Here is a 25618-nt window from a genome sequence, read left to right on the forward strand (position 1 = left end):
TTTTAGAGTGAGCCGACGAAAGAAAGTGGTTCACCAAGAGCGATCGAGGAAGAGAACCCCATGGCGATGAGCTTCGCAGCCGATGATCCCTCGACCGGCTCCTCGGTGAACCAGACTCCGGCAGCCACGAAGACCGGACGATTCGACATGGATTGGCGGAACGGAATGGCGAGCTACTTGGAACACCCACGAATCAAGTCCGCCAAGGGGGTGCTCGAAAGCCTGCGCCGAGCCATTTTGAACCGTCCCGAGAGCCAGGAACCCGACGAAGCGGAGCGTTTACGTCTCGAGGTCTTCCGGCTCTACGAGGACGGTCATTATTACGAGGCTGAAGTCGAGGCACGGCGTCTGGTCGACCTCCAGAAGCAAACGAGCGGTGAGAACCATCCCGACTTCGCCACGGCGCTCAGCAACCTGGCGCTCCTGGTCCAAAGGCAAGGGGATCTCGAGGGAGCCAAGGCGCTCTTGAGTCAGACGCTGGAGATACGTCGTCACGTCCTCGGTGAGCAACACCCCGATTTCGCCACCAGTCTGAACAACCTCGCCCTGCTCCTCTGCGAACAGCACAACCTCGATGCCGCGGAACCTCTGCTTCGGCAGAGTCTGGAGATCCGCCGCGAAGCCCTCGGCGCAACCCACCCCGACTATGCCAACGGACTCAGCGGCCTTGCCCTCTTGCTCTGTGAGCGACGTGATCTGGAGGCGGCCGAACCTCTGCTTCGCGAGGCCCTCAAGATTCGACGCCTTGCGTTGGGCGAGCAACACCCCGATTTCGCCACCAGCCTGAACAACCTCGCCCTGCTCCTCTGCGAACGGTTGGATCTGGAGAGCGCCGAGCCCTTGCTGCGTCAGGCACTACAAATTCGGCGAGACCTGCTGGGAAGCCAACATCCCGATACCCTCTCCAGCTCGGAATCGCTCTCGACCGTTCTCCTGAAGACGGGCCGATCCCACGAACTCCAAACAGACCGAGCACCCTCGGCTCCCACGCCTGTTCTCACCGAGCGGGAGCGGAAGCAATCCGCCAAGGTCGAGCCAAATCCCCTTGAGGCTGAGCGTACCGGCCCTCCGAAATCAACGGTGGAATCCCAACCGATTCCCGCCCAGGTTGACACACCGCCCCGGCATTCCGGCCTGCTTCTGGAAGATCTGGCCGCCTTGACACTCGCGTTCAAGAACGCGAGCCAAGGCCTGCTCCATGAGGCATCACGGATGCAAGGGTCGGGAATTCCCCCCAACCCCCTTATCCTCACGGCGGCATCAACCTGTTACCACAACTTCTCCTTACTTCGAACCGAAGCCCTTCGCCTGGCCGAGCCTCTTGCCCTCCCTGACTCAACGCCCGACCAGGTTGCCAGCCTCGACGCCCTCAACTCCCTGCTCCACGCCATCGCCAAAGCGGAGGCTGACCGCTCAGCGCAGGAAGAGACTCGCCGGAGTGCTCTGAACATCCTTGAACAAGCGATCGGGCTCGCCTGTCGAGAGCCGAAAGACCAACCCCTCCTTGAGGATTGCCGATTTCAGGCACGCGTGCTCCATTCCGCAATTTCATCGCGTCTCCCGTCCGAACTCCCGCCGGAAGCCGCTCGACTCGTCGCGGGCGAGCATCCCCTGGCAAACGTTGTGGCCCTGGTTCTCGGCCAGGGAAACATCCACGAAGCGGAATGGACTCAACTCTACGAAGGAACGGCCACGGCTTTTGGAAAAGGTCTCGCCGTAGCCGTGGCGAGGGGCAGGGTCTTACCTCGAGGAAAATCGCGGGCCACAACCGGCGAGCACGAACAAGCGACCGTCGTAAACAGGCTCCATACCGAGTCATAATCGAGACGTCGCGCTTTCCGCCAAGTACCCTCGAGGAAAGCCCTGGGCAACTCTCACCCCAATCAAATCCAAACATTTCGTTGCTTACCCTTGCGCTGCATTCCAATTCCCAGGCCAACCACCCGGTCTTTGTCGCTATTAGTAACTTAGGGGAAAGACCGACGTTCTTGCACTTCAGCCAGGGAGTAATCCTATGTCCATGGTACTGAGAGTTGCTGCGCTGATGGTGGCGCTGACTGGTCTCTACGGGGCCGGTGCGAAGGCTGCGGAAGATCACCGAACTGGTGAGCGGGATGGCCGTTCACATCCAAGCAAGGCTCACCGAGGTGGTGACCGCGAGCGAGGAGAGAGAGGCGAACACAGGTCACGTGACCGCGAGCGAAGCCGCTCTCACACGCGCCGCGATGGCGAGCACCGCGGCGAAGCAAAACACGATCATCGTCGCGGCGAAGGCAAGAAAAGCAGCCAGGCAAAACACGACCATCGACACGGTGACGGCAAGAAAAGCAGCCAGGCAAAACACGACCATCGACGCGGTGACGGCAAGAAAAGCAGCCAGGCAAAGCACGACCATCGACACGGTGACGGCAAGAAAAGCAGCCAGGCAAAACACGACCATCGACGCGGTGACGGCAAGAAAAGCAGCCAGGCAAAGCACGATCATCGTCGCGGTGATGGCAAGCACCGCGGCGGAGAAGCCCGCCAGGTCAAAGGCAAATCGGCCAAACACGGCGAGAGAGCCGAAGCCCGCAGCCGTCGCGATGGCGACGTTCGTCAGAGCCGAGGCAGCAAAGAGCGGAAAGAGCACGGTTCTCGGGGTCGAGGCCGGCCGGATAACAACCGTGAGTCACGTCGAAGCTAGAGAGATTTCCGCCTCGGTTCCCTGCCCTGGGCGCGCGGGTAAGCCTCCCACTTTTTGATATCCTCGGGCAGCCCGAGGCCAGGCATCCGAAATAAACAACGATCCGCGATCGAGCTCAAGAATCGATGATTCTTGAGCTCGCCGCAACGGGTTGGTTTGCAGTCGCACGGCCGACCCGGCCGTGCGACTTTTTCCTCAACGTCAACGCACTTGATGGATAAACCACGTAAGATCGAATTCCTGTTTCCGGTTTACCAGTTGTGACATCCCATACAGCGATCCGATTCCAATCCGAAAATCAGGCGCATTGGACGAGGACCCGGGCAGAAGTCTCGAATGGGTTGCGGGTGAAGTCGCTCGTTCGATAAGATGTGGGGCTGACAGGAGTTCGACACCCGCCTGAGTTCCGAAATGAGCATCGACTGGACCCCCCTCGCTGATTTGATCGAGACCCATGACCGGTTCCTCCTGACCACGCACGTTCGCCCCGACGGCGACGCGTTGGGGTCGGAAGTCGGCATGGCAGGGCTGCTTCGACAGAAAGGGAAGGATGTCCGAGTCGTCAACTCAAGCCGGACACCCCCCAGATATGACTTCCTCGATCCGCAAGGGGACTTATTCGAGCACTTCGGCGACCCGGCGGGCCCGCCCGACCTGACGGACCGCGAAGTCGCGATCATCCTCGACCTGTCAGCCTGGAGCCAGCTCGGCGACATGGCAGACTTGATCCGCGGATTCCAAGGTCCCCGGGTGGTGATCGACCACCATGTCAGCCAGGATGACCTTGGGGCAATCTTCCTCAAGGACACGTCGGCCGAGGCGACGGGAACGCTGGTGTTCCAGGCCACGAAGGCGCTGGGCGGCTCGTTCACGAAAGAAGTGGCGACCGGCCTGCTGACCGCGATCGCGATGGACACCGGCTGGTTCCATCACCCGAACACCAAGCCAAGCACGCTTCGGACCGTGGCCGAACTGGTCGAAGCGGGTGCCCCGATCAACGAGATTTACAGCCAGTTGTTTGAACGCAGCAGCTTGGGCCGGCTCCGCTTGATGGGCGAGACCCTTTCGGGTCTGAAAACCGTCGCGGACGGCCGAATCGCCTATGCCACCGTGACTCGCGAGAGCGTCGAGCGGTCGGGGGCGATCCCGCAGGACACCGAAGACCTGGTGGATTTCACGGTCAGCCTCAAAGGGGTGGAAGTGGGCTTGCTCTTCTTCGAGCAGTCCCGCGGTGGAATCAAGCTGAGCATCCGGTCTCGCCAGGGCCTGGACTGCGCTCGCCTCGCGGGTCTCTTCGGCGGCGGCGGCCACCGCGCGGCGGCGGGAGCCACGTTGCCTGACCCGCTCTCCGAAAGCATCGAACGCGTCATTGCCGCCGTCCAGCAAACCTTGGACGTTGCCTAAGCTAAGCTGTCCGACTGAATTGATAAGTGCTTGTCGGTTTCCCTCCTGTTCCGCGAGAAGATCGAACGGATGCGGTCCAAAGCCCGCTGATCCCCAGCGCTTCGGGCCGCTCCTTCCCCCCCTGCCCCCGATGGTCGAACCCGCCTCGTCGTTGCTGGAGTTCCCCTCATGAACCGTCGTGATTTCTACCGCTACGGCACCGTCGTGGTGGGCAACCTTGTCGGCCTGGGTCTGGCCATACCAGGTGTCGCCTACGTCCTGGACCCACTCTTGAAACGAAAGTCGGGCGAGGGAGCGTACCAGGAGGTCGCAACGCTCAGCGAGCTCAAGGTGGGCGTCCCGATGTCGGTCCCGATTATTGAGCAGCGGCAAGACGCCTGGGTGAACTATCCCAAGGAACCGGTCAGCTCGGTCTGGCTGGTCCGCCAGCCTCCGTGCAACTCGAAGGAGACGGTGATCGCCCTCTCGTCCGAGTGTCCCCACCTGGGCTGCGCGGTGAGCCTCGGAGAGGACGGCAAGAGCTTCTTCTGCCCCTGCCACACCAGTAGCTTCGACCTTTGCGGCAATGCGACGAACAAGATCCCGCCCCGCCCGATGGATGGGCTCGAAGTGACGCTCTCGAACGATAAAGACCCGAAGATCCAGGTCAAGTTCCAGCGGTTCCGGGCCCAGTCCGAGGAGAAGATCCCCCTTGTTTAACAAACTTGCCAACTGGCTTGATAATCGGACCGGCTACAAGGCCCTCGTGCACGAGGCGCTCGAAGAGCCGATTCCCGGCGGCGCGCGCTGGCGGTACGTGTTCGGGTCGGCCCTGAGCACGACCTTCATGATCCAGCTGGGGACCGGCCTACTGTTGATGCTGTCGTACAGCCCGTCGTCCTCGACGGCCTGGGGAAGTGTCTTCTACATCAACAACAAGATGTACGCGGGCTGGTTCATCCGGGGGATCCATCACTTCGGTTCGCAGGCGATGGTCATCCTCCTGGCAATGCACTTGCTTCAAGTCCTCTGGGCAGGGGCCTACCGCAAGCCACGCGAGGTCAACTGGTGGTTCGGCATGGCCCTGATGTTCCTCACCCTCGGGTTCAGCCTGACCGGCTACCTGCTCCCCTGGGACCAGAAAGGCTACTGGGCCACCAAGGTCGCCACCAACATCTCGGGCGGTGCGCCGGTGTTTGGACCCGCCATCCAGAAGATCGTTGTCGGAGGGACCGAGTACGGCAACCAGACGATCACCCGGTTCTTCGGCTTGCATGTCGGCGTTTTGCCGACCCTCTTCTTCCTCTGCCTGTTCGCGCACGTCGCCCTGTTCCGACGGCACGGCCTGACTCCCCCGCAAAATGCCGAAAAACTCGGGCGAGGAACCTTCTGGCCCGAACAGCTCTTCATGGATAGCGTCGCCAGCCTGGCCGTCTTCGGCGTCCTGCTCTATCTCGTGCTCAGCGAGCATGGCGCCAATCTCGACGCTCCCGCCGATCCCTCCAGCGCCAACTACCCTGCTCGCCCCGAATGGTACTTTCTCTCGCTCTTTCAGATGCTCAAGTACTTCCCCGGTAACCGCGAGATTATCGGCACCATCATCATCCCGACCGCGATCATGGTGGTCTTGCTCCTGCTCCCCCTCTTCGACCGGATCCTCCCGCGCAAGCTGGCCCATTTCCTGGCCTGCTGTTTCGTGTTCGGACTGGTCGGCGGCGGCGGCTTCCTGACCGTGGAAGCCATGCGATCCGACGCCGCGAACGAAAGCTTCCAGGCCGACCGGAAGAAGGCCGATGAGGCACGCCAGCGGGCGATCCTACTGGCCAGTGAAATCGGCGTCCCCCCCGAAGGGGCCGCCTACGTCCTGCGCCACGATCCACTGACCCATGGCCGGGCCGTGCTCGAAAAGAAGTGCCTGAGCTGCCACTTTTTCGACGGCAAGGGACAACTCTCGAACGATAGCAAAGGCCAGCCGGTCTCGTCCCCGCAGGTCGCCTCCGACCTCAAGGATTACGGTTCCTACGCCTGGATCCGCGGCCTCCTGGAAAACCCGCAGGCGGACGCCTACTTCGGTAAGGTCCCGCAATGCGACGGAATGGCCGAGTGGAAGAAGGGGTCGAAGCTCACCAAGCAGCAGCTCGACGACGTTGCCCGGTTCGTCGCCTCGTTCGCCGAGATCCCGCCCGACATGACTCCCGAAGAGTGGGTCGAGAGCCCCGGAGTGGCCGACCACCCCGGCCTGGAGGTCTTCAACAACGACTGCAAGCAGTGCCATCTCGTGGTCGAGGGCGTGGGTGAAGGGGGCTACCGCGACGCTCCCAAGCTGTTTGCCTGGGGCTCACCGCAGTGGATCACCCGCATGATCCACAAGCCAGGTGCACCTGACCTGTACGGCTACCTTGAAAAGAAGGACCAGATGCCCGCGTTCACCAGCGAGCAACTCGCCGAGAATGACGTCAAAATGCTCGTTCGCTACCTCAAGAACGATTACTTTGGCTCGGCCACGTCCGAAACCAAGGTCGCCGCTGGAAAATCTGCTCCTCATTGAGGTTCGGTGACGCGACACGCAGGTCCCCATCGAAAATCAGCAGACTGAGCCGCCAACGGCCCCGGAAGTTTCTTCCGGGGCCGTTGGCATTTGAGTGGCAAACGCGCCCTGGGATTCTCAAAAAAGGGGCAGTCGAGAGGGCCTGATCGCGAAACAACGAGATGTTTGAACACTGTTTCTGGACGACGGTCACACGGATTCGTAACCCTAGCTTCCCCAAAGGCCCTGATCGGGAAAAAGACGGGCAAACAGCCCGAAAACCGAGGATTTTTCTTGAGAACGGCTCAAGTGGCGGCTAGACTCGGTCGCACTGCCTGACACGAAGGCAAGACGATTAAGAACGAATTTGCTTCCACTCTCGCGTCACACCCACTGAGATTTGGACAATTTGATCTGGTCTTCTCGCATCCTTCAGGGTCCGCGCCCCTGCGGTTGTGAACGGAGATCACGGGAAATTGCGGGCGCGTCAATGCCGTCTGACGGCATCGTCGCGCACTGGCAGACGCCCCGGCTTGGCTCGTCGAATTCCGCGGTTCACGGAGGACTGTGGAAGCGCCCCGGGATGGTCATCGAATGGATTTCGCTGACGCCAACGCAACGCAAGGAAGGAAGCCCGCCATGAAAGACCGACCTCTGATCGGGATCAACACTGACTATCGCGCCACCGCCAAGGGCCGCACCCCGCACAGCTACATGAACAGTGGATACTTCGACTGTATCCTTTCCGCCAACGCGCTTCCCGTGATGATTCCGCCGCTGATCAAGGAGCACGACCTCGCGCCGATCCTCGAGCAGCTCGACGGCGTGCTCTTAACCGGGGGAGACGACCTCGACCCCAAGAAGATGGGGCTCTCGCCGCACCCGGCCGTAACGGTCATGCCCGAACGGCGTGAAGCGTCCGACCGCATGCTCTGCAAGCTGATCCAGCAGATGCGGATGCCCGTGCTCGGGATCGGCCTGGGGATGCAAGAGCTGAACGTGGTCAATGGTGGCGGAATCTACCTCCACTTGCCCGAAGACATGCCTCGGGGCATCCCTCACCGCGACGTTCAGGGCGGAGTTCACCGGCACACCGTGATCATGGAGCCGGGCACCCGCCTGGAAGAGATCTACGGTCCGGGCGAAATCCGGGTCAACAGCTACCACCACCAGGGGATCCGCAAGCTCGCACCGAACTTCCGGACCGGTGCGCTCGCCCCCGACGGCCTGATTGAAGCCTATGAAGGCCGCGAAAAAGGCTGGTGGGTCGTCGGTGTGCAGTGGCACCCCGAGAATGAAGGGAACATTTCCCTCGACATGCAGCTGATCGAAGCCTTCACCACCGCGGCGGCCTCGTGGAACCGGGTCCCTCTCTCGCTGGCGAAGGCGAGCTGACGCACCCGATCCAACGACCGACCGACTGACGAATTCAGCCCCTTTCGGCCATGAGAGGGGCTTTTCGCTGCGCAAGAGGTGGATCAAGCCCGTCGGACCTGGAACCGAATCAATCCCCGGGATGCCGAGGGCTGTCCTGAGAAGTGACAATGGGCGAGGGCACGACCCACCATCCGGTGAGCCGTGCCCTCGTGATTGCCCTGGGGAGATCGCTCAGGTTCGCCGTTCCTGGGCGACTGGGCCTCCCGGGAACGAACGTGAAGCGGGTTCAGTTGCTCGCGCCCGCGGGTTCGGGCTCGCCGAGTTGCACGAGCGAGGCGGCCTCGAGGGCGTGCTTGCGCAAGTCTTCGGTAATCCGCATCGAGCAGAACTTGGGGCCGCACATGCTGCAGAAGGCCGCGGTCTTGAAAGCATCCTGGGGCAGCGTTTCGTCGTGCATGCGCCGGGCGGTTTCAGGATCGAGCGAGAGAGCGAACTGCTGCTCCCAGTCGAACGAGTACCGGGCTCGGCTCAAAGCGTCATCGCGGTCGCGGGCACCCGGGCGATGGCGAGCGAGATCGGCCGCGTGCGCGGCGATCTTGTAGGCGATCACTCCTTGGCGGACATCTTCGACTTCCGGCAAGCCCAGGTGTTCCTTGGGCGTGACGTAGCAGAGCATGCTCGCGCCATGCCATCCCGCCAGGGCCGCGCCGATTGCCGAGGTGATGTGGTCATAGCCGGGAGCGATATCGGTCACGAGCGGGCCGAGGACATAGAAAGGCGCCTCGCTGCACTCGATCGCCTGCTTCTCCATGTTCATGGCGATCTGGTCCATCGGGATGTGCCCGGGGCCCTCGACCATCACCTGGCAGCCCCGCGCCCACGCTCGGCGGGTCAACTCGCCCAACGTTTTCAACTCGGCAAACTGGGCGGCGTCAGAAGCGTCGGCGATGGAGCCGGGGCGGAGGCTATCCCCCAGGCTCCAGGTGACATCATATTGCCGCATGATGTCGCAGAGGTCGTCGAACCGGGTGAAGAGCGGATTCTCTTTCTTGTGCGCCATCATCCACTGCGCCATCAGCGAACCACCGCGCGACACGATCCCGGTGACCCGGTTGGCCGTCAGGGCGATGTACTCGCGGCGGATGCCGGCGTGCAAGGTCATGTAGTCGACCCCGCGCTTCGCCTGGTGCTCGACCACATCAAGCAGGTCCTGCTCGGTGAGATCCTCGACGTGCTTCACCTGCTGGATCGCCTGGTAGATCGGTACGGTACCGATCGGGACCGGGCTGGCCGCAACGATCGCGTCCCGGATCGCGTTGATGTTGCCCCCGGTCGAGAGGTCCATCACCGTGTCAGCGCCCAGGTCAACGGCCATCTTGAGCTTGGCCAGCTCGTTGTCGATGTCGGAGGTGACTGCCGAGTTGCCGATGTTGGCGTTGATCTTGCATTTGGCCTTGATGCCGATACCCATCGGCTGAAGGCCCTGCTTCAAGTGGACGATGTTCGCGGGGATGACCATCCTCCCCCGCGCCACCTCCGACCGGACCAACTCGGGCTCCAGATTCTCGCGGCCGGCGACATACTCCATCTCGGGTGTCACGATCCCCTGTCGCGCCTTTTCGATCTGTGTCATGGTGCGAGTATTCTCCTCCGAGAGCCGGTCGGTTGCCGTGCGACGATCGATGGCCGCGTCTATCCAAAAAGAAACCCTGTCTCAAAAGACATCAGGGATTGTCCTATCCTAGACACCCGGTCCCAGATCGGTCAATTCACTCGGCGCCCGTGCCAACGGGATCCTCAACATCGTCGTCTCGATTCGTCACGAAAATGATTGACGAAGCTCAATTTTTTGCGAACACTGGTCGATAAGCTCACCTAAGGAATCCTATGCGCACAGGATTCCCCACCACCCTTCCGACACGATTCATCGAGACCGCGACTTTGGAGTTGTTGGCATGGCGGCAAGCCCATTCGGGATCCCACCGCTGGTGCGATCCAACCGTTGGCGTTGGAGTCTCTTGTTCTTGAGCCCCGTGGCCAGCCTGGCCGGTGTGAGTTGGTGGCTGACGGCCCCGCTCGAGGATATCGAGACGACACCCCCTTCGGTCTCCCATACCCGGCCAAAAATCGACGCGGTCGACACCGCCCCGGCCACCACCGCGCTCAACGGCCCCCCTGCCTGGCCCGATCAGCCACTGGATGGGGAAGCCGCGAAAACCCTCCTGCTGGAGACGCTCGTTGACGTCGGCAAGCGACTCGACCGCATTGAAGGCTACACCGCCACCTTTCGTAAGACGGAACGCCTCCGCGGAGTTCTGGGAGCCGAGCAGACCCTCGCGATGAAGGTTCGCCAGCGTCCCTTTGCCGTCTACTTCAAATTCCTGAACCCGCAGGAAGGAAAAGAGGTGGTTTACGCCGAGGGCCATCATGAGAACAAGGTGATTGCCCACTCGACCGGAGTCTCGCGCTGGCTCGTTCCTCGCCTGGCCGTCCCTCCCGACCACCCGCTGGCCATGGCGGAAACGCGACACTCCATCACCGAAGCGGGACTCAGCAACCTGAACGATAAATTGATCGAGTATCGTCGCCTCGACCTCAAGGACCACAAGGCAATCACGATCCTCGACCGGATCACCGATAGCGACGGCCGCTCCTGGCTCCGCTCCGTTCATCGCCACCTCAACAAAGACGGCACGCGCCCGTTCTACCAAGTCGAGGTCCTCTACGACGTCGAGTCCCGGATTCCGCTCAAAATCAGCAACTACGACTGGCCCGAGCCAGGCCGCGAAGATCAGCTCTCCTTGGCCGAACGCTACGCCTATGACGACCTGAAGCTCGACGCTCCCCTCTCGTCCCTCGACTTCGATCCGGCAAACCCGGCTTATGCCTTTCACCGTTACTAAGTGGAGCAATCGGCAAGTTCCCAACCTCGAGCGGGCCGGGCCTCAAACAGTCGCATGGCCGGCCCGGCCGTAATTCCCTGGGCACCTGGCATCCCTTCGGGCTCGCCGACCCACACACAACGAATTACGGCCGGGCCGGCCGTGCGACTTCTTACTCAACGTCAACGCGTTTGACGGATACAGAACTAAGCCGCGGGACTCGGCAACCGAACCTGTTTCACCAGTCCCACCATCCCGATCTCCTTACCCAAGGTGAGAGAGGGTCCGAATGTGCGCCCTAAAGGTGAACCGCTCTGGTTAGGATCTGGCCCGCTCGCTTCGTCTCTGGCATCGTGATCGCTTCTGCTTTTGCTCGGGCGACACCAGTTCCAGTACGGGGCGAGGAATGAAGACCTATCGGATTGCCGTCGTTCGAGGGGATGGGATCGGGCCCGAAGTGATCGCCAGCTCGCTAGAAATCCTCGCGAGGGCGAGGCAAGTGGTCACGGGATTCGACATCGAGCTCATCGAGTCGCCTGCCGGAGCCGTGACATACCTGGAGCAAGGAGTCGCGCTTCCTGCATCAACCCTGTCGGCCTGCCGCGCGGCCGACGCGATCCTGCTCGGCGCCTGTGGATTGCCGGACGTCCGCTACCCGGACGGGACCGAGATCATTCCTCAGGTGACACTCCGGATCGAGCTTGACCTCTATGCAGGCATCCGCCCCGCAAAGAGGCGAGAGGGTGCCCCCGGTCCTCTGGCGGGCGATCCAGCGATCGACTTCGTTGTCGTTCGCGAGAACACGGAAGGGATCTTCGCCTCGCTCGGAGGCGGTATTGTCCTCGGCGACCAGCTTGCCACCGATACCCAAGTGATCACAAGACGGGGGACCGAGCGCATCGTCCACTCGGCATTCCGCCTGGCTCGCCACCGCAAACGGGCCCGGCCCCGAGTCACCTGTGTCGACAAATCGAACATCCTCCGCTCGTTCGCCTTCTTCCGGAAGGTTTTCGATGAGGTCGCCCTCCAGTATCCCGACGTGGCCGCCGACCACCTCTACGTCGACGCAGCGGCGATGGAACTGGTCCGACGGCCCGAACAATTCGACGTGCTAGTCACCGAAAACCTTCTGGGCGATATCCTCTCGGACCTCGGAGCCGGTTTGATCGGCGGCCTGGGCGTCGCCCCTTCGGCCGACCTGGGCGACCGGCACGCCGTTTTCCAACCCTGTCACGGCACGGCTCCCGACTTGATCGGCAAGGGGGTGGCCAACCCCTTGGCCGCCATCCTTTCCGTCGTCATGATGCTCGACCATCTGGCCGACACCCACGGTGACCCCGCCCCAGCCGCGGCCGCGCGGCGGATCGACCAGGCGGTAATGGCGACTCTCGCCTCGGGCGAGGCTCGGACCGCCGATCTCGGCGGCAAGGCCACGACCAGAACGGCCACCGCAGCCATCCTCCACGCAATCGGTTGAGCCGAAACACCGAGTGGCGAATCACGACGTGCCGGCCAAGGATCAGGACTCTTCGCTTCGTCTCCGGGAGCTCCAGAGTGCGTCACACGTCAATCATCGAGAATTACTCGTTTGTGTGACCTTTTCCCTTACGATGCCACCTGATTTCGACCATTGTGCTTGGCTTTGTAGAGCGCCACATCGGCGGCCTCAATGAGCGACTCGGCGGTGGTTCGAGGAGAGGGCACGGTTGCGGCAATACCAATACTGACGGTCACGATCCCGCGAGCCGCCCCTTCATTGGGAATTCGCAGCGCGGCGACCGCGGCGCAAACCCGGCTGGCCACTTCCACCATCATCACAGAGTCGGCCCCCGGCAGGATCAGGGCGAATTCCTCGCCGCCATAGCGGGCCACCTGATCGATGCCATGGCGGAGACTTCCGCCCAAAGACTCGGCGACGCGGCGGAGGCAAGCGTCACCGGCGAGATGCCCGTAACGATCATTATATAACTTGAAGTGGTCAATATCGATCATGGCCACACCAAGTGAGTTCCCAGGCCGTTGCGCGCGTTGCCACTCGGCCGCAAGCACCTCGTCGAAGTGGCGTCGATTGGCCAATCCCGTGAGTGAATCGGTAATACTCAGCGCCTCGAGTCGGCGGTTCGCCGCCCCCAAGGCCTCGGTTCGATCGGCCACCTTGCGTTCGAGCGAGGCATAGAGCAACGCATTATCCAGTGAAACTGCGAGCTGGCCGGCGATCAGCATGACTGCGTCCATCCTACTCGCCGAGAACGCGCCTCGACTGAGCCGGTTCTCCAGCACAAGCATGGCGCGAAGGACGCCCTGGTTAAGGATCGGGACCAGCAGCAGGGAACAGCACTCGAGGCCGGCGAAGTAGGGGTCACGTGCAAACCGGTCGTCGCGTGTCGTGTCCTCCACGAGCAGCGGCTCTCGGGTTCGCTCGGCATAACGAAAAGCCGAGAGCGGGAGCAGGACACGCCCACTGGCCTCATCCACCGAGATTGGCTCTCCGACTTCACGCGCTGTCGAAGGCAGGAACCATCCCTGAGAATCCTCGTCTCGCAACGCAACCAGCACCTTCGTCGCGCCGGTCATCGCCCCGAGCAACTCGCCGACTCGGACCTTGAGCCGCTCGAGGCTGGTCTCCGAACTCAGCGTTTGCGAAGCTCGGAGGATGGCCAGCATGTCGATCGTATCGGAGGAGACGCCACTGCCAGTTGAATCGCCCTTCGCTCGATGGGTGTCTACAGTCCGCAGGAAGGGATAGGTGTGTTCAAGCTCCCGCACCTTCGCAGTCGCCCCCCAGGCCGCATAGAGCCGGCTCGCCTTGGCCAAGAGATTGCGACCGGCGTGCTCGAGACCGTGTGCGAGGTTGAAGAGGGCGGCCCGCTCGGCAATCAGGGCCCGATGCCAGGGGCGATGCCGAGTCGACACTTCCCATTGTGCTGTATCGAAGGCGTGAGCCGCTGCGCGGAAGTCGTCCACGGCCCAGGCACGCTCGGCATCAACCAGAAGGAGCAGGTGCAGGAAGTTGCCAGGAGCATCCGTGGCACGGCGGGCCAGCCAGTCCCGGCACTGATCGAGTTCAACGAGCGTTGCGGCTCGCTCTCGCGGATCCGCAGCCCGGGCCTGGTTGGCCAAGGCCATCGCCTGAAACAGATAGGTGAGCGCGACAGAGTAGGCGCCTTCAATGTTGGTCAGTAACGGCAATGCCAAGGCGGCATGGTGGGCCAGCCCCGACGCATCGTTGAACAAGGCCGCCGTTAACGCCCGACTCACATGAAAATAGCATGTCGCCATCGGGTTGCGGACCAAGCTGGCGAGATGCTCGGTCTCATCGAAGGAGGGCCCCGAAATGCAGCCGTGGGCATCGGTCTCACCACGGAGCGAGCGCAACAACTGCCGGGAAGAGAGGAAATTCGCCAGGGAGTGATCGCTGCCAATTCGCTCAGCCAGCGCAATCGCCGATTCGACCTCGGTAGCGCACCGATCCAGGGTCGCCTCGCAATCCAAAAGAGTCCAGATCGAGGGAACATAAGTGAAGCAGGCGAATTGCAGATCGCCCGCATGCATGAGCTCCTCGCGGGCCCGCTGCGCATACTGGAGGTCATTCTCCAGGGGCTCGAACCAGTGCGCGGTGTGGACCGCGAACAGGAAGCGTGCCTGGGCCGTTTCCGCCCGGTAGTCCAAGGCCTCGCCCACCGCCAAGACATGCCGCATGGCCTGGTAGCCGGTGCGATAATCCTCGCGCAGAAGGATCGTGACAAGACCGGCGTGTCCCAAGGGACAGACAAGGGGTGCACACGGACCATGCTCGACCCAGAGCCGCTGACTCTCGAGCACCAGCCAAGCCTGGATCATCCGATCGTAGAAGAAACCCGCCGGCATCATCCGGTTGATCAGCCTGGCGATGGCGAACACGCGTCGGTCATACTCCTCAGGCCGCTCTCGCTCCGAGCGACCAGCGGCTTCCTCGGCCCATCGCCAGAACGTGGCTGCTCCCTCCGCGAGCTCCAACTCAACATTCGCCCCCCAAGTGCGTGCCCCAAGTCGCCGTAGCAAGTCGAGTCCCAACTCAATGGCTTCGTGCGACCGGCTGCGGTGGGTCAGGCTGCCAATCTGCACACAGGCCGCCTCGGCCAGGTCGAGCGGGTCATGACCGCCGCGGACGATCGAGCGGTACAGCCCGTCTGCCTTCTCGAGACAACCAAGAGTGCACAAGACCGCATGCCTCTTGATTTCCAGAGCCGCGAGCGACGCCTGATCGGCAGGGGTCCCCAATGGGCCGAGCATGACCATTGCCGCCTCAAGAAAGTGCTCCGAGGTGACATGGTTCGTCACAAGGCGAGCACGTTCCGCCGACTCACTGAAGAGACTGGCAACGTGGCGGCGTTCGTTCAGGTCGTGAATCGCCTCGACGGCTGGCAAGTATTGCTCCGCAGCCTCGATGCCTCGATCAGGAAGCAACGCCAACCGCCGCGCCAGGGCAAGATGCAAGCCGAGCCGCTCCGCCGGGTCGAGGCGTCCATAAGCGGCCTGCTGCACCCGGTCATGGCGAAACCGGACCGCGCCGACGCTCTCGAGGGCGAGCGTATGGGCACCGCGATTCATCACCAGGAGCCCATCCTCGAGCGGCGGCGCAAGCCGCTCCTCCAACGCCGACATGGTCAGGCCACTGGCCGCCTCCAACAAGTCGAGCCCGACCTCACCGGCGAGGCAGGCCATGGTCTCGAGCAACTCACCCGACTCGATCGGCAACTGGTCGATGCGGGCGGTCAGCAGGTCCACCACCTCGCCCCGGCCGACGAACCGACGAACCGTCGCTTCGTCCCACCCCACCCTTCTTGCCCCAAACTCAGCGCCCCGTCTTGTCGCAGCGCGTTGACCAGTTCCACGGTGTCATACGGATTGCCGCCTGTCCGATCACCAATCACCGCCGCCAGCCGGATCGCCTCGGACGGCCGCAGGCGGAGCATCTCCTCCAGGAGAATCCCCAAGTCGGCCAGCGGCAGATTTTGCAGCGAGAGCCTCAGCCGAGCCGCTCCCAACCGCTCCCACCGGGCGAGCATCGGAGAGAGCAGATGCGCCGCGTCGACTTCCGTATCGCGATAGGCTCCCACGACCAGCACGTTGCGCAGTGTTTCATCCGCCAGCATGGTATCGAGAAATCGGATCGAGATCGGGCCAGCCCATTGGAGATCGTCGAGGACCATGATCACCGGCCGGGTCGGCGACGCGACGGCACGCAGCAACTCCAGCACAGCCAGGCGCAAGCGGGCCTCGGTCTCCAACGAGTCGCCCGGCGTGGTCTCGGGCATGGGCCCGAGCAACAAAGCAAACTCCGGCACGACCGCTGTGATCAGGCTGGCGTTGGGACCCAGGGCGAGGAGAATCCTCGTCCGATGATTCGCGAGTTCCGTCTCCGATTCGGCCAGCAGTAGGCTGCCAAGCGCGCGAAGCGCCTGTGTCACCGCACTGGTCATCGCATCGCGGCGATATTGTTCGAACTTCCCGGCCACGAATAGGCCACGCCGCGCCGTCACCATCGGCCGTAGCTCGTCGATCAGCACGGTCTTGCCAACGCCTGGAGCACCCGCGATCAGCACGCCACGTGCCTGGTCGTCGCTGACGCCCTCGAAAGCCCTTCGCAACGCCTCGATCTCAGACTCACGGCCAATGAGCCGGGAGGGGGGAGAGAGCCGCATCGGAAAGTCGCGTTCCCCCAGCGGGAAGGTGGCGTCCTCGCCCCGCGCCTGGAACTCGCGCAACAGGGTCAGGTCGTCCGCAAGGCCCTCGGCACACTGATAGCGCCGGTCTGGCTCCTTCTCGAGCAGGCGCATGATGATCTCGGACAGCCCTCTTGGGACGAGCGGGTTCCGTTCGACGGGAGGCGTCGGCACTCGCACCAAGTGATCGCGGATCAACTGGAGTGGGTCGTCGCCTTCGAAGGGGGGCTGGCCGACGGCCAGTTCGTAGAGCGTGGCGCCCAGCGAGTACAGGTCGGCTCGCCGATCTACTGTCCGGCCCGTCCGGCCGGTCTGCTCGGGTGCAAGGTAGACCAGGGTACCGGCAATTTCGCGATGGTGGACGAAGCCCGGCCGTTCCTCGGCGAACGTGGTCGCCAGGTCAAAGTCGATCAGCATCGGCCGGCGCCCCGGCCCCGAGAGCAGGATATTGGCCGGGTTAATATCTTTGTGGACCACGCGTTGCTGGTGTAAGGCCGCGACGACCTGCGTCAACCCAAGTGCAAATTCCAGTAATTCAGAGATCGTCATCCGCCCGCTGCGAATCGACTCGGCCAACGAGACGCCGGCAACATCCTCCATTGCGATCGCGTTTGCATACTCGCTTGCAAATTCAGACAGAGGAGCCAGTTGCGGCACCCCCCAAACACCCGCCAATCGCTCGATGATTCCCAACTCGTGCCGCCGCCGCGCCTTGGCGCGAGGGCCGAACAACTCCTTCACGATCAAGCTCCCCGCCCGAGTGGGCAGGGACAAGCGAACCACCCGCGTCCGATCGCTCTCATAGAGGATCTCAACCGGAGCATGGCCGATGCCGGGGAGCATCGGTTCGAGAGGAGCCACCCAGTCTTCATCGGCCAGTGTTGGGTTGGGTTGGATCCTCGTCATCGGTTCGATCGCGCCAACTGTCCCCTCTTCAATTCGGCCGGATCGCCCCGGGGAATCAAAGTCCGAAGCGGCCACTTCTTCAAGCCGTCTCACTGGGCGAGCCATCCCTAAATTCATCCAAGATGTAGTGCTTACATGGACTGTCGTGACTTTCATTGCCTCTCGGCAAACTGAAAAGCCATCCGAATGTCGCCTTCGCCATCAAGAGCATAGGTTCGATTCACGTGCAAAAGCACCCAGAACCTTCCTAACTTTTCTGCTTCCTCAAACCTGGCTCTGTGCAACCCCAGACCTAATCAGTTCGGATTGCCGGCATCCCTGTTCTCACTAAGGAACCGGTTACTGACCACCACGCTCAGCGAACCAGGCAAACGTGACCAATTAAATATCGGCACCGCCGTCATTGATCCCGAGTTGGGGCACGGGAAGCCTGGGGATGTACCACCCGCGAAGATCGGTGGTCAGCTTGACGGTCCTTATCCGGCCATCAACATCGTCGAGCGTGAGGGGCACCTTTGCCCCTTGCTCTTTCTGCCAATGGAACTGGCGAGCGGCGTCATAACGCAGGGAGCGATCGCTCGAGTAGCCGACGAGTTTCCGCCGCTGTTGGATTGAACTCGATCCGCCTCGGGACAGTGCGAAAATCCGGAAAGCCTCGTCTCGAGAAAGTGGCGCTTAATTCTTTCCGACCAGTTCGTCATACTTTGGTTTCGGGTCCCTTGTTTCGCAAGGAACTGTCCGGTGGTCTCTTCCTCTCTCGAGCGATCGGGCATTCATTCACACCGAGTCCAACTCAGTACTTCGTCTCGTTGAGGAAGAGGATGACGACCATGTCGACAACACACGTCCGATGCTCGCTGCCCACCTGCCGGGAAGCAGCCACCTACAAAATCGCGTCGCACTGGAGTGGCGGCAGCTTTTCGGAGCTGAAGACTTACGGTTTCGCCTGCGCCGACCACCTCGGCCCGGTGTTCCGCGAGGCCGAGGAACGACAGCAGGCCTATCAACCGTCGCCGGGTGAGACGATCGAGGAGATCGCCATCTACCGGTTCGAGCAAGGCAAACGCGACCGTCAGCTCCAACGGCTCTGGGGGCTGGAAGAGAACTATCGGTCGTGACCAAACTGCCACCCCGCTGAACTCCGTTTTAAGAGGTCTAGCCCGGCCCCTCCGATCGTTCCTCGACGAATCCAGCACCACCCGCGTCCTCGTGGCGGAGGCCTTGCGACCCATGGCATTGATGAAATTTTCCCTGGTCACCGCCATCCTGGCGATCGGTCTGGGCATCACAGTGGACTCGTTCGGGGAGGAGTCGTGGGTCGTGGTGGTCCGCGCGGGGGACCACGACCGGGTCGACACCCCGGTACGGATTGACCTCAATGCAGCCCCGGGGGCCGAGACGCAGGCGAGAGTCCCATCGCTCGCGACGGGCCCGAAACCTTTTTTGTTGAAAGAATTAAGTCAGGATGGCAAGACACTTCACGATCCGATCGTGGCGCAGATCGAGACCCTGGCCCGTGAGTCAGGGCCCCCGGTCCGGCTGACCTGGATCTTGAAGGGAATGACGGCCGCGGGGACCGAACGTCGGTTCAAGGCGGTTTCAGGCCAAGCGGTCAACGCGACAAATCCCTGGACGCTCTCGGATCCAACGGCCGGCCCCCTCGTGCTCAAGAACCGGGATCGCCCATTTTTTCAATACAACACGCGCCCGGTCTCCCACCCGGATTATCCCCCGATCCAGACCCGTGACGCCTACCTCCACCCGGCTTACACCCCCTCAGGGGCCCTGATCACAGGGGACTTCTCGCGCCACCACCCCCATCATCGCGGCATTTTTCTCGCTTACACCAAGACGCAAGTCGGCTCAGACCATCCTGACTTCTGGAATATTCAGAGTGGGAGCGGCAAAGTCGTCTTCGATCGCCTCGACCGTGCCGAAACCGGACCGGTAACCGCTCGAATCGAGAGCCGCCACCGTTGGGAGGCGAAGGGGCGCGGGACCGTCCTGAACGAGCGGTGGCAGATCGAAGCCTACGACATCCCGGACAGCCCCTACTGGGTGTTCGACCTGACAGCGACTCAGCAAGCGACGGGTGCGTCGATGGAGCTGTTGCCGTACCGCTACGGGGGGATGGCCTACCGAGGCCCTGAGCCGTTCGTCAAGGGGCCGCTCGACGTCCTGACCAGCGAGGGGCGAAACCGGCTGGGGGGCGATCAGAAGCCCACGCGATGGGTCGACCTGACCGGTCCGGTCGAGGAGGGGTCGGACCGTTACGGCGGTGCGATGATTCTCGACCATCCCTCGAACGTCAATCATCCGACGGTGGCCCGGATTCACCCGATCCTGCTCCCCTTCTTCTGTTACGTGCCCGGCCACGACGTCAAGGTCTCGATCGGCTCGGGGGAGCCGACCGTCTTCCGGTATCGGGTGGTGATTCACGACGGCCGGCCCGACTCCAAACTCAACCAGAGGCTTTGGCGCGATTTTGCCGAACCGCCGGTCGTGGTGGTCGAGTCGAAAGCGGCGAGCCGTTAACCATTTCCAGCGCGCCACCCACTCGGTTCGCGGTTCGGAACACGTCTGTCGCGCGGTCGTGAAACCGCCGGCCCTGATCGTTACGAACGGACTGACCGGTGCAGTCATTCCAACAGGGCGGCGGTTTGCGTTTTCCGAAGTCCTGGACTGAGTTTCGGCGCGTTGGCGCGACGATACTACGGTCGGTCAAACCAGCCTCGGGATCTCGGTGGAAGCCGACGGGTCGGGGTGTGGAGTGTCCGCGGGATGCGTCGTGGCCGCGTTCAACGGCTCTGGCCGAGGCGAAACGGCCCTAATCAGGACGGCCGCTGACTTGGCTCCTTCGGGGGTCAGCTCAATCTGGTCGGAGGCGCCTAGGTGTCGCGTCGGGTTGTGGTTCTGCCCCAACCTGCCGTTCAAGGAGGTAAACAGGAAGTGAACATCGTCACGACCCGCTTCGGCCTGATTCAGGCCTCAGAATCGGATCTGATCCGGATTCCTGAGGGTTTGGTCGGGTTCCGTACATTCACGCAGTTCGTTCATCTCCCTGATCCGGTCGTGGCCGGCCTGTCATGGTTGCAAAGCGTGACCGCGGCAGATTTGGCCTTTGGATTGGTCGCCCCTCCCCTGGCGGTCAGTGACTACCGGATCGAACTCCGTCCCGGTGACCGGACGGCCCTGGAGCTGGATGAAGAGCGTTCGGCGCTCATCTACGTGATCCTCAACCGCGGCGAGGGAGGAGGCCTTACGGTCAACCTCCAGGGGCCCCTGGTTTTCAACCCGGTCCGTCGGCTTGGCCGGCAACTGGTGCTGACCTCCAGTCGCTATGCGGTACGGTATCCGCTCGATCCGAGTCAAGCCCCTGCGCCCACGCTGCTTCCTGGTCCGTCGCCGCTCCGTGCGACGGCGTGACCCGACGAGCAGTCACTATCGCAAACGGCGACGTGCCATCCCAGTCGTCGAAAGCCCCGTCGTGGTAACCGAGCGCCCGGGCAACGTGATCAGGGACGGTCACGAATCTCGTTGGCAGGAGGAAGGAGCCTAGAAGATGCTGGTTCTGTCCCGACACCGCGACGAAAGCATTATCATTGGTGATGACATCGTCATTACCGTGGTAGATATCCGGGGCGATAAGGTTCGATTGGGGATCGCGGCCCCGATCGAAATCTCCGTGCACCGCCAAGAAGTGTACGAGGCCATTCAACGCGAAAACCGGCAGGCGAGCCGACTGGACCCCCACGACGCCCGCCAGCTGGAACACCTCAATAACCCGCCGATTCGGCGCGACTTGCGTCGCCCGCGAACCGACGACATTTGAGATCGCGTTCCTTGGTAAGTAAGGGGAACCGGCCACGCCCGACCCCTTCCGCCCCTGCCTGCGATACCTTCCGAACCCCCGCCGGACGCGCGTTCCTTGGTTCTTACCCGGGAGCGCGCGTCCGTTCTCGTCGACACCTCGAGCCCTTTAACAAAGCAAAGACTCCGCCTCAGCACATCGTACAAGTCCACCAAGCCAATCACGGTGGCATGATCCGCTGTCTCACGAGAGCCGATCCCAGACGTTGCAGGCCACCCCTTCCTTCCCCATCCGCTCGAAGACAACGACTTCGTCGAAGGTCGGCCGCGCCGGTTGCCCAGAGCTGGGCCGATCGGGTGGCCCTTGGATTCGGAAACCCAGGGCCAGACGTCGTCGACCGCCCAGCAAGCCTGAGGCAAGCAGGCAGATACGTCGGGAACGCTTCGGACTCATGGGACGCCGAAGGAGCTGAAACCATCGGTTGCGGCAATTCCCGCTTGAACGCGTGCCGAAGTTAACGGGCCGCCGAGACGACCTGGAACTCAAACAAAAAAGGCCTCGCGATCAGACCCGACAACCATCAAGCCATCCAACTTTTCTAACATTATCAAGCAAGTTGTTTTAAGAACCACCAACTCCGGACCGTTTACGCAACCTGGTCTCATCGTGCAGCCAGCCAGAACGGACCGTGCAATTTGCATGACAGGCCCTGCTGCATCCCAAGTCGGCTCGCGTTCCAGTTTTCCGCAAACACCTTGCAACTAAAAGGTTACACCCGCCCAAAAAGAACCGGCACATCGATTGCTTATCTCTCTTTTTAATTGCACACCGAGGACATGCTCTGATGGGGTGGGCGCACTCGGTTGGCTCTCGGCCTGCTCACTCTCCGGGTGCCGAGCATCAGTGGCATGGATCAGCTTGAGAGTCCTCCCAGATGGGCAATGACCCATTACATGTTGCACGGAAACCGGGATCATCCCAACAGGGACGAAAGCAAGGGAAACCCGGCAGAATTACTCGTCCCGTGGGGAGCTTGTGAGATGAATGACACGACATCGAGATTGAAAGCATCCGCACTCGTTGAGCTTCGCCGCCTCTCGCCCGCCGGCATGATTGCGGTCATCTACCGAAGAACGAAGCGCCGCAAGGCGATCCCGCTCACGGACGGAACGATCGTCGAGGCACCCACCTCCGATCAACGATGCGAGGCGCCCCGGCACCTCGAATCCTGTCATGGAATCACGGCGGGAGGCATCCCGTCGACCGTCCACCATTTGAATCTCGGGCTGGTTGTCGACTACTTGGTACTCGGAGGGGTTTTCGTCCTGCCGAGCGGAGAAGTCGCCGCCATCTACGGCGCAGAAGCCATCCCCATCGGCGAACAGAAGGCCGGAGCTTGCCGGTGAAAGGTTCGCGCTCGCCCGGGCGGTGTGTCCCTGGTCGGAACCGAACTCAACGAGGCCGATCGCGTGGCCTTTGGGCCCGGCGTTCGCCAAGGCCCTCGACGATTTGGAGCGTGGCCGCGACTTTGCGATCGTCGAGCGACCCGTCGGGGCTCAATTGCCCCCGAAGCAAGTATCGCTTTCTACTAGATGTGGGCCTGCAACTGAGCGCTCCAGCGGTGCCGAATATCGAACTTGTTCGGCTCTGGCCGCGCTCGACCAACCCGTCCGGCATCGACTCTCAGAACGCGGTCAATCCAGCTCGATGATGACATCATCAGGATCGGCCAGCGCCCCCATCTGCTCACGCCAGCTCCCGCTGGTTCCCCCCCCTTGCTCGTCCGGACCACCCGGCCACGAGGCGGACGCCTTGATCGCGGGCGTCCCCAGTGGTGACGGAGCTGCGAATCCCGACGCCCCCGCATCCCGCCCCTTCGAGCCCCCCGCCGGCGCGGACGCCCGAGACGACGGTCCACGCTGAGCCCGCTCCGAAGGGCCGGGCGCGCTGTCGGGTCCCAGATAGACCCGCATCTTGTACCCGCCCAGGGTCAGTCGATCGTCGGGCAACAACGCAGCCCAACGAATCTTCTGCCCCTTGACCTTCGTGCCGTTCGTGCTCCCCAGATCGCGCACCACCAACAGGCCGTCCGTCTTCACCAGCACGCAATGACGCTTCGACAAACTCGGATGATCGATTGTGACATCGCAAAAGCCCCGACGACCCACGACCGTGAGATCCCGGTCGATCACAATCGGCGGATCCCCATTCTCGGGAACGAGTTCGGCTTTCATTGTCTTTCCTTGGAAAACCGCGAAAAGAGCGTGCGGAAGCAATGCGTGGCATCGTCCCTAATTATTGCATCCGCTACCCTGAAATTTTACACCGGACCGTGGATTTCGACAATCGGAGAGAATGATTGCATCCACGATACCACGGATCAAGTTTAAACACCAGCTCCACCGGAGGATCTTTGAAACCGGCCCACTCGGTGGGAGGTAACAGAACCGAATCACGGACGAATGAAACATCCTTAATTGAGTGGAGGTTGCGCCGATGCCTCGACTGGGCCACCGCATGCGCCTTGGGATTTTTTGTGAGTTTGCCGGACTGCTGTTCGCATGGGGTGTGTCGGCCTCGGTTGGGGGAGAAGTCGTGCACGCCTCGCGCTGGATCGCGGGGGACGCGGCGATCTACCTCGAGCTGTCCCAGCCTTCGCCATTGCTCGATCGATTACTCACGGAGAAGTATCAGAACGCCCTGACAGCGGTGCCTGGCTATGAACGGTACACCGAGAGCGAAGCCTACAAGAAAGCGGTTGCGGAGCTCGCGCGTGCCTCGGAGAAGCTTGGCACCACCTGGCAACAGGGCCTGCGCGACTTGACGGCGGGAGGCATCGTCCTGGCTGTCGAAGGAGAGCCGGGAAAATCGACGCGATCGATCCTGATCGTGACGCCGAGCGATCCGGCATTCTTGACTCGCGCCAACCAGACGCTTCTCGAGATGGCCCGAGAGAACGCTGAGTCCAAACAAAAGGCGGATCCGATCAAGTCGGCGGAGTATCGCGGGGTGACGGGCTACGAACTGGGCAAAGGGGCCTATGCGATCGTCGAGGGCAAGCTGGTCTTTGCCGACCGCTCGAAGACCCTCAAACTGGTGGTCGATCGCGTCCTTGATGGTGCGAAAGCCGGCGCCTCCTTGGCCGATGACGCCAACTGGATTGCGAGACGAACGCAGGCAGGCGATAGGCAAGCGTGGGGCGTCGTCCGGCTCGATCGCCTGCGGGAACTCGACCCGAAGCGATTTGCCTTCCAGGGCGATCCGAACCCTGCGGCGACGTTCCTCTTCGGGTCGTGGCTCGAGGCGATCCGGAAAGCCGACTGGGCTTTGGCGGCTTTATCGTGGACCGATGCCGGCCTGGGCGCCGAACTCACGCTGCCAACGCCGTCGGCAGGCTATCCCGAGGCCTTGAAGGGGTTCGTCCCTCCCAAGGGGCGCGGCGTGAAGAAGCCGGTGAACCCTCCCGGCACCATTGCAAGCCTCAGCCTTTGGCGTGATCTCTCGAGCATCTGGGAGGCGCGAGCGGACCTCTTTCCTCCGGAAGTCGTGCAAGGGCTCGCCAAGCTCGACGGCGTCGCGGGGCAGTTCTTCGGTGGCCGCGACTTCGGTACCGGCGTACTGGGAGCGCTGGGCGAAGAATGGAGACTGGTCGTCGCCCGGCAAGACCATTCGAACTTGAAACCCGTTCCCGACATGAAGCTCCCGGCCTTCGCGCTGATCGTGGACTTGAAGCCCGGCGGCGACGACGACTTGCCCCAGCGTCTCAAGGTCGCTTTTCAGTCGATTGTCGGCGTCATCAACGTAGGGGGCGTTCAGTCGAAATCACCGCCTCTGGAGCTGGGGTCCGAGACCATTGAGGATGTCACGATCTCGACCGCTCGCTTCATGCTTCCTAAAGCTCCCCTCGACGCCAAGGAGCCGGTTCACTCACGACATAACTTCAGTCCCTCAATCGCTCAGGTCGAAAACCGCTTCATTTTGAGTTCGAGCGTCGGCCTGGCGCGTGACCTCATCCAGAGCTTCAAGTCCCCTGCCAAGCCAGAGGACACGACGCTCTTGATCGAAGCAGACGGCCGCGAACTGGCCGATCTTGTCGAGATCAACAAGACTCGTCTTGTCATGCAAAACATGCTCGAGAAGGGGCACGACAAGACGCAAGCGGAACACGAAATCTCCGTGCTCACGCAGGTTCTTCGGTACCTGGGGCTCGCCCGACTCTCGGTCCAGGACAGCGTCGAGGACTTACGGCTCAAGCTCAATCTCGACCTCGGGAAGTAAGCGACTCGCTCTGAAGTCTTGTGAGCAGAAGTCCTGTGTGGATCTCATCCCTCCTCGGTGATGAAC

The 25618-nt window shown here is 62.1% G+C and carries 19 protein-coding genes; 13 read left to right on the forward strand and 6 right to left on the reverse strand.

The window, feature by feature from the left end; translation table 11 throughout:
- The first annotated feature begins 60 nt into the window (after positions 1-60).
- The gene (locus V5E97_RS21370; RefSeq protein ID WP_406693559.1) at positions 61-1821 is read left to right on the forward strand and encodes a tetratricopeptide repeat protein; all 1761 of its coding nucleotides are present in this window, start codon (positions 61-63) and stop codon (positions 1819-1821) included.
- Positions 1822-2185: 364 nt separating this feature from the next.
- Here V5E97_RS21370 and V5E97_RS21375 read toward each other — a convergent pair whose 3' ends face one another.
- The gene (locus V5E97_RS21375; RefSeq protein ID WP_406693560.1) at positions 2186-2629 is read right to left on the reverse strand and encodes a hypothetical protein; all 444 of its coding nucleotides are present in this window, start codon (positions 2627-2629) and stop codon (positions 2186-2188) included.
- Between the two features lie 465 nt (positions 2630-3094).
- Here V5E97_RS21375 and V5E97_RS21380 point away from each other — a divergent pair, with 465 nt between their 5' ends.
- The 4 genes from V5E97_RS21380 to V5E97_RS21395 all read left to right on the forward strand — a co-directional run bounded on the left by V5E97_RS21380 (position 3095) and on the right by V5E97_RS21395 (position 7988).
- On the forward strand, positions 3095-4087 hold the full coding sequence (locus V5E97_RS21380) for a DHH family phosphoesterase (protein ID WP_406693562.1): 993 nt from the start codon (positions 3095-3097) through the stop codon (positions 4085-4087).
- A gap of 168 nt (positions 4088-4255) precedes the next feature.
- Positions 4256-4786, forward strand: a complete 531-nt coding sequence (locus V5E97_RS21385) for a QcrA and Rieske domain-containing protein (RefSeq protein WP_406693563.1) — start codon at positions 4256-4258, stop codon at positions 4784-4786.
- Complete coding sequence (locus tag V5E97_RS21390; RefSeq protein WP_406693564.1) at positions 4779-6614, forward strand: cytochrome b N-terminal domain-containing protein; 1836 nt, start codon at positions 4779-4781, stop codon at positions 6612-6614. The genes V5E97_RS21385 and V5E97_RS21390 overlap by 8 nt, the downstream gene beginning before the upstream one ends.
- Positions 6615-7232: 618 nt before the next feature.
- Complete coding sequence (locus V5E97_RS21395; protein WP_406693565.1) at positions 7233-7988, forward strand: gamma-glutamyl-gamma-aminobutyrate hydrolase family protein; 756 nt, start codon at positions 7233-7235, stop codon at positions 7986-7988.
- Positions 7989-8256: 268 nt separating this feature from the next.
- Here V5E97_RS21395 and thiC read toward each other — a convergent pair whose 3' ends face one another.
- The gene (gene thiC / locus V5E97_RS21400; protein ID WP_406693566.1) at positions 8257-9603 is read right to left on the reverse strand and encodes a phosphomethylpyrimidine synthase ThiC; all 1347 of its coding nucleotides are present in this window, start codon (positions 9601-9603) and stop codon (positions 8257-8259) included.
- 322 nt (positions 9604-9925) lie between these two features.
- Between thiC and V5E97_RS21405 the strand changes: the two genes are divergently transcribed.
- Positions 9926-10873 carry a DUF1571 domain-containing protein gene (locus V5E97_RS21405; protein WP_406693567.1) on the forward strand — a complete coding sequence of 316 codons (948 nt, stop codon included), beginning with the start codon at positions 9926-9928 and terminating at the stop codon, positions 10871-10873.
- 385 nt (positions 10874-11258) lie between these two features.
- The gene (locus V5E97_RS21410) at positions 11259-12329 is read left to right on the forward strand and encodes an isocitrate/isopropylmalate dehydrogenase family protein (protein WP_406693568.1); all 1071 of its coding nucleotides are present in this window, start codon (positions 11259-11261) and stop codon (positions 12327-12329) included.
- 128 nt (positions 12330-12457) lie between these two features.
- On the opposite strand, the gene V5E97_RS21415 is transcribed toward V5E97_RS21410, so the two are convergent.
- Together V5E97_RS21415 and V5E97_RS21420 are read right to left on the reverse strand one after the other, a co-directional pair.
- Positions 12458-15670, reverse strand: a complete 3213-nt coding sequence (locus V5E97_RS21415) for a diguanylate cyclase (protein WP_406693569.1) — start codon at positions 15668-15670, stop codon at positions 12458-12460.
- A complete protein-coding gene (locus tag V5E97_RS21420) occupies positions 15607-17463 on the reverse strand; it encodes a serine/threonine protein kinase (protein WP_406693570.1) in 1857 nt (618 codons plus the stop codon). The genes V5E97_RS21415 and V5E97_RS21420 overlap by 64 nt, the downstream gene beginning before the upstream one ends.
- An 830-nt stretch (positions 17464-18293) precedes the next feature.
- Between V5E97_RS21420 and V5E97_RS21425 the strand changes: the two genes are divergently transcribed.
- The 4 genes from V5E97_RS21425 (at position 18294) to csrA (ending at position 21295) form a co-directional block, all read left to right on the forward strand.
- Positions 18294-18581: a hypothetical protein gene (locus V5E97_RS21425; RefSeq protein WP_406693571.1), complete on the forward strand. Its 288-nt coding sequence runs from the start codon at positions 18294-18296 to the stop codon at positions 18579-18581.
- A 112-nt stretch (positions 18582-18693) separates the two neighbouring features.
- The gene (locus V5E97_RS21430; RefSeq protein WP_406693572.1) at positions 18694-19998 is read left to right on the forward strand and encodes a DUF6807 domain-containing protein; all 1305 of its coding nucleotides are present in this window, start codon (positions 18694-18696) and stop codon (positions 19996-19998) included.
- Between the two features lie 414 nt (positions 19999-20412).
- Positions 20413-20889: a flagellar assembly protein FliW gene (gene fliW / locus V5E97_RS21435; RefSeq protein ID WP_406693573.1), complete on the forward strand. Its 477-nt coding sequence runs from the start codon at positions 20413-20415 to the stop codon at positions 20887-20889.
- Positions 20890-21025: 136 nt separating this feature from the next.
- Positions 21026-21295: a carbon storage regulator CsrA gene (csrA, locus tag V5E97_RS21440; protein WP_406693574.1), complete on the forward strand. Its 270-nt coding sequence runs from the start codon at positions 21026-21028 to the stop codon at positions 21293-21295.
- A 222-nt stretch (positions 21296-21517) separates the two neighbouring features.
- Here the strand turns inward: csrA and V5E97_RS21445 are convergent, their stop codons facing one another.
- A complete protein-coding gene (locus V5E97_RS21445; RefSeq protein WP_406693575.1) occupies positions 21518-21727 on the reverse strand; it encodes a hypothetical protein in 210 nt (69 codons plus the stop codon).
- 587 nt (positions 21728-22314) lie between these two features.
- On the opposite strand from V5E97_RS21445, the gene V5E97_RS21450 reads away from it, so the two are divergent.
- Positions 22315-22680 carry a hypothetical protein gene (locus tag V5E97_RS21450; protein WP_406693576.1) on the forward strand — a complete coding sequence of 122 codons (366 nt, stop codon included), beginning with the start codon at positions 22315-22317 and terminating at the stop codon, positions 22678-22680.
- Between the two features lie 288 nt (positions 22681-22968).
- Here V5E97_RS21450 and V5E97_RS21455 read toward each other — a convergent pair whose 3' ends face one another.
- On the reverse strand, positions 22969-23508 hold the full coding sequence (locus V5E97_RS21455) for an FHA domain-containing protein (RefSeq protein WP_406693578.1): 540 nt from the start codon (positions 23506-23508) through the stop codon (positions 22969-22971).
- 262 nt (positions 23509-23770) lie between these two features.
- Between V5E97_RS21455 and V5E97_RS21460 the strand changes: the two genes are divergently transcribed.
- Entirely contained in the window at positions 23771-25552 is a 1782-nt protein-coding gene (locus tag V5E97_RS21460; protein ID WP_406693579.1) for a hypothetical protein, read from the forward strand.
- Positions 25553-25618 lie beyond the last annotated feature (66 nt).

It is taken from the genome of Singulisphaera photorubra (genome assembly GCF_045290345.1).
GTDB lineage: Bacteria > Planctomycetota > Planctomycetia > Isosphaerales > Isosphaeraceae > Singulisphaera.

Excerpts from the sequence above, each read along its gene's own strand:
- V5E97_RS21370 (WP_406693559.1), top strand. The coding sequence starts at position 61 with ATGGCGATGAGCTTCGCAGCCGATGATCCCTCGACCGGCTCCTCGGTG.
- thiC (WP_406693566.1), bottom strand. The coding sequence starts at position 9,603 with ATGACACAGATCGAAAAGGCGCGACAGGGGATCGTGACACCCGAGATG.
- V5E97_RS21385 (WP_406693563.1), top strand. The coding sequence starts at position 4,256 with ATGAACCGTCGTGATTTCTACCGCTACGGCACCGTCGTGGTGGGCAAC.
- V5E97_RS21430 (WP_406693572.1), top strand. The coding sequence starts at position 18,694 with ATGGCATTGATGAAATTTTCCCTGGTCACCGCCATCCTGGCGATCGGT.
- V5E97_RS21420 (WP_406693570.1), bottom strand. The coding sequence starts at position 17,463 with ATGACGAGGATCCAACCCAACCCAACACTGGCCGATGAAGACTGGGTG.
- csrA (WP_406693574.1), top strand. The coding sequence starts at position 21,026 with ATGCTGGTTCTGTCCCGACACCGCGACGAAAGCATTATCATTGGTGAT.
- V5E97_RS21405 (WP_406693567.1), top strand. The coding sequence starts at position 9,926 with ATGGCGGCAAGCCCATTCGGGATCCCACCGCTGGTGCGATCCAACCGT.
- V5E97_RS21450 (WP_406693576.1), top strand. The coding sequence starts at position 22,315 with ATGAATGACACGACATCGAGATTGAAAGCATCCGCACTCGTTGAGCTT.
- V5E97_RS21410 (WP_406693568.1), top strand. The coding sequence starts at position 11,259 with ATGAAGACCTATCGGATTGCCGTCGTTCGAGGGGATGGGATCGGGCCC.
- V5E97_RS21445 (WP_406693575.1), bottom strand. The coding sequence starts at position 21,727 with ATGAGTCCGAAGCGTTCCCGACGTATCTGCCTGCTTGCCTCAGGCTTG.
- V5E97_RS21455 (WP_406693578.1), bottom strand. The coding sequence starts at position 23,508 with ATGAAAGCCGAACTCGTTCCCGAGAATGGGGATCCGCCGATTGTGATC.
- V5E97_RS21460 (WP_406693579.1), top strand. The coding sequence starts at position 23,771 with ATGCCTCGACTGGGCCACCGCATGCGCCTTGGGATTTTTTGTGAGTTT.
- V5E97_RS21380 (WP_406693562.1), top strand. The coding sequence starts at position 3,095 with ATGAGCATCGACTGGACCCCCCTCGCTGATTTGATCGAGACCCATGAC.
- V5E97_RS21395 (WP_406693565.1), top strand. The coding sequence starts at position 7,233 with ATGAAAGACCGACCTCTGATCGGGATCAACACTGACTATCGCGCCACC.
- V5E97_RS21425 (WP_406693571.1), top strand. The coding sequence starts at position 18,294 with ATGTCGACAACACACGTCCGATGCTCGCTGCCCACCTGCCGGGAAGCA.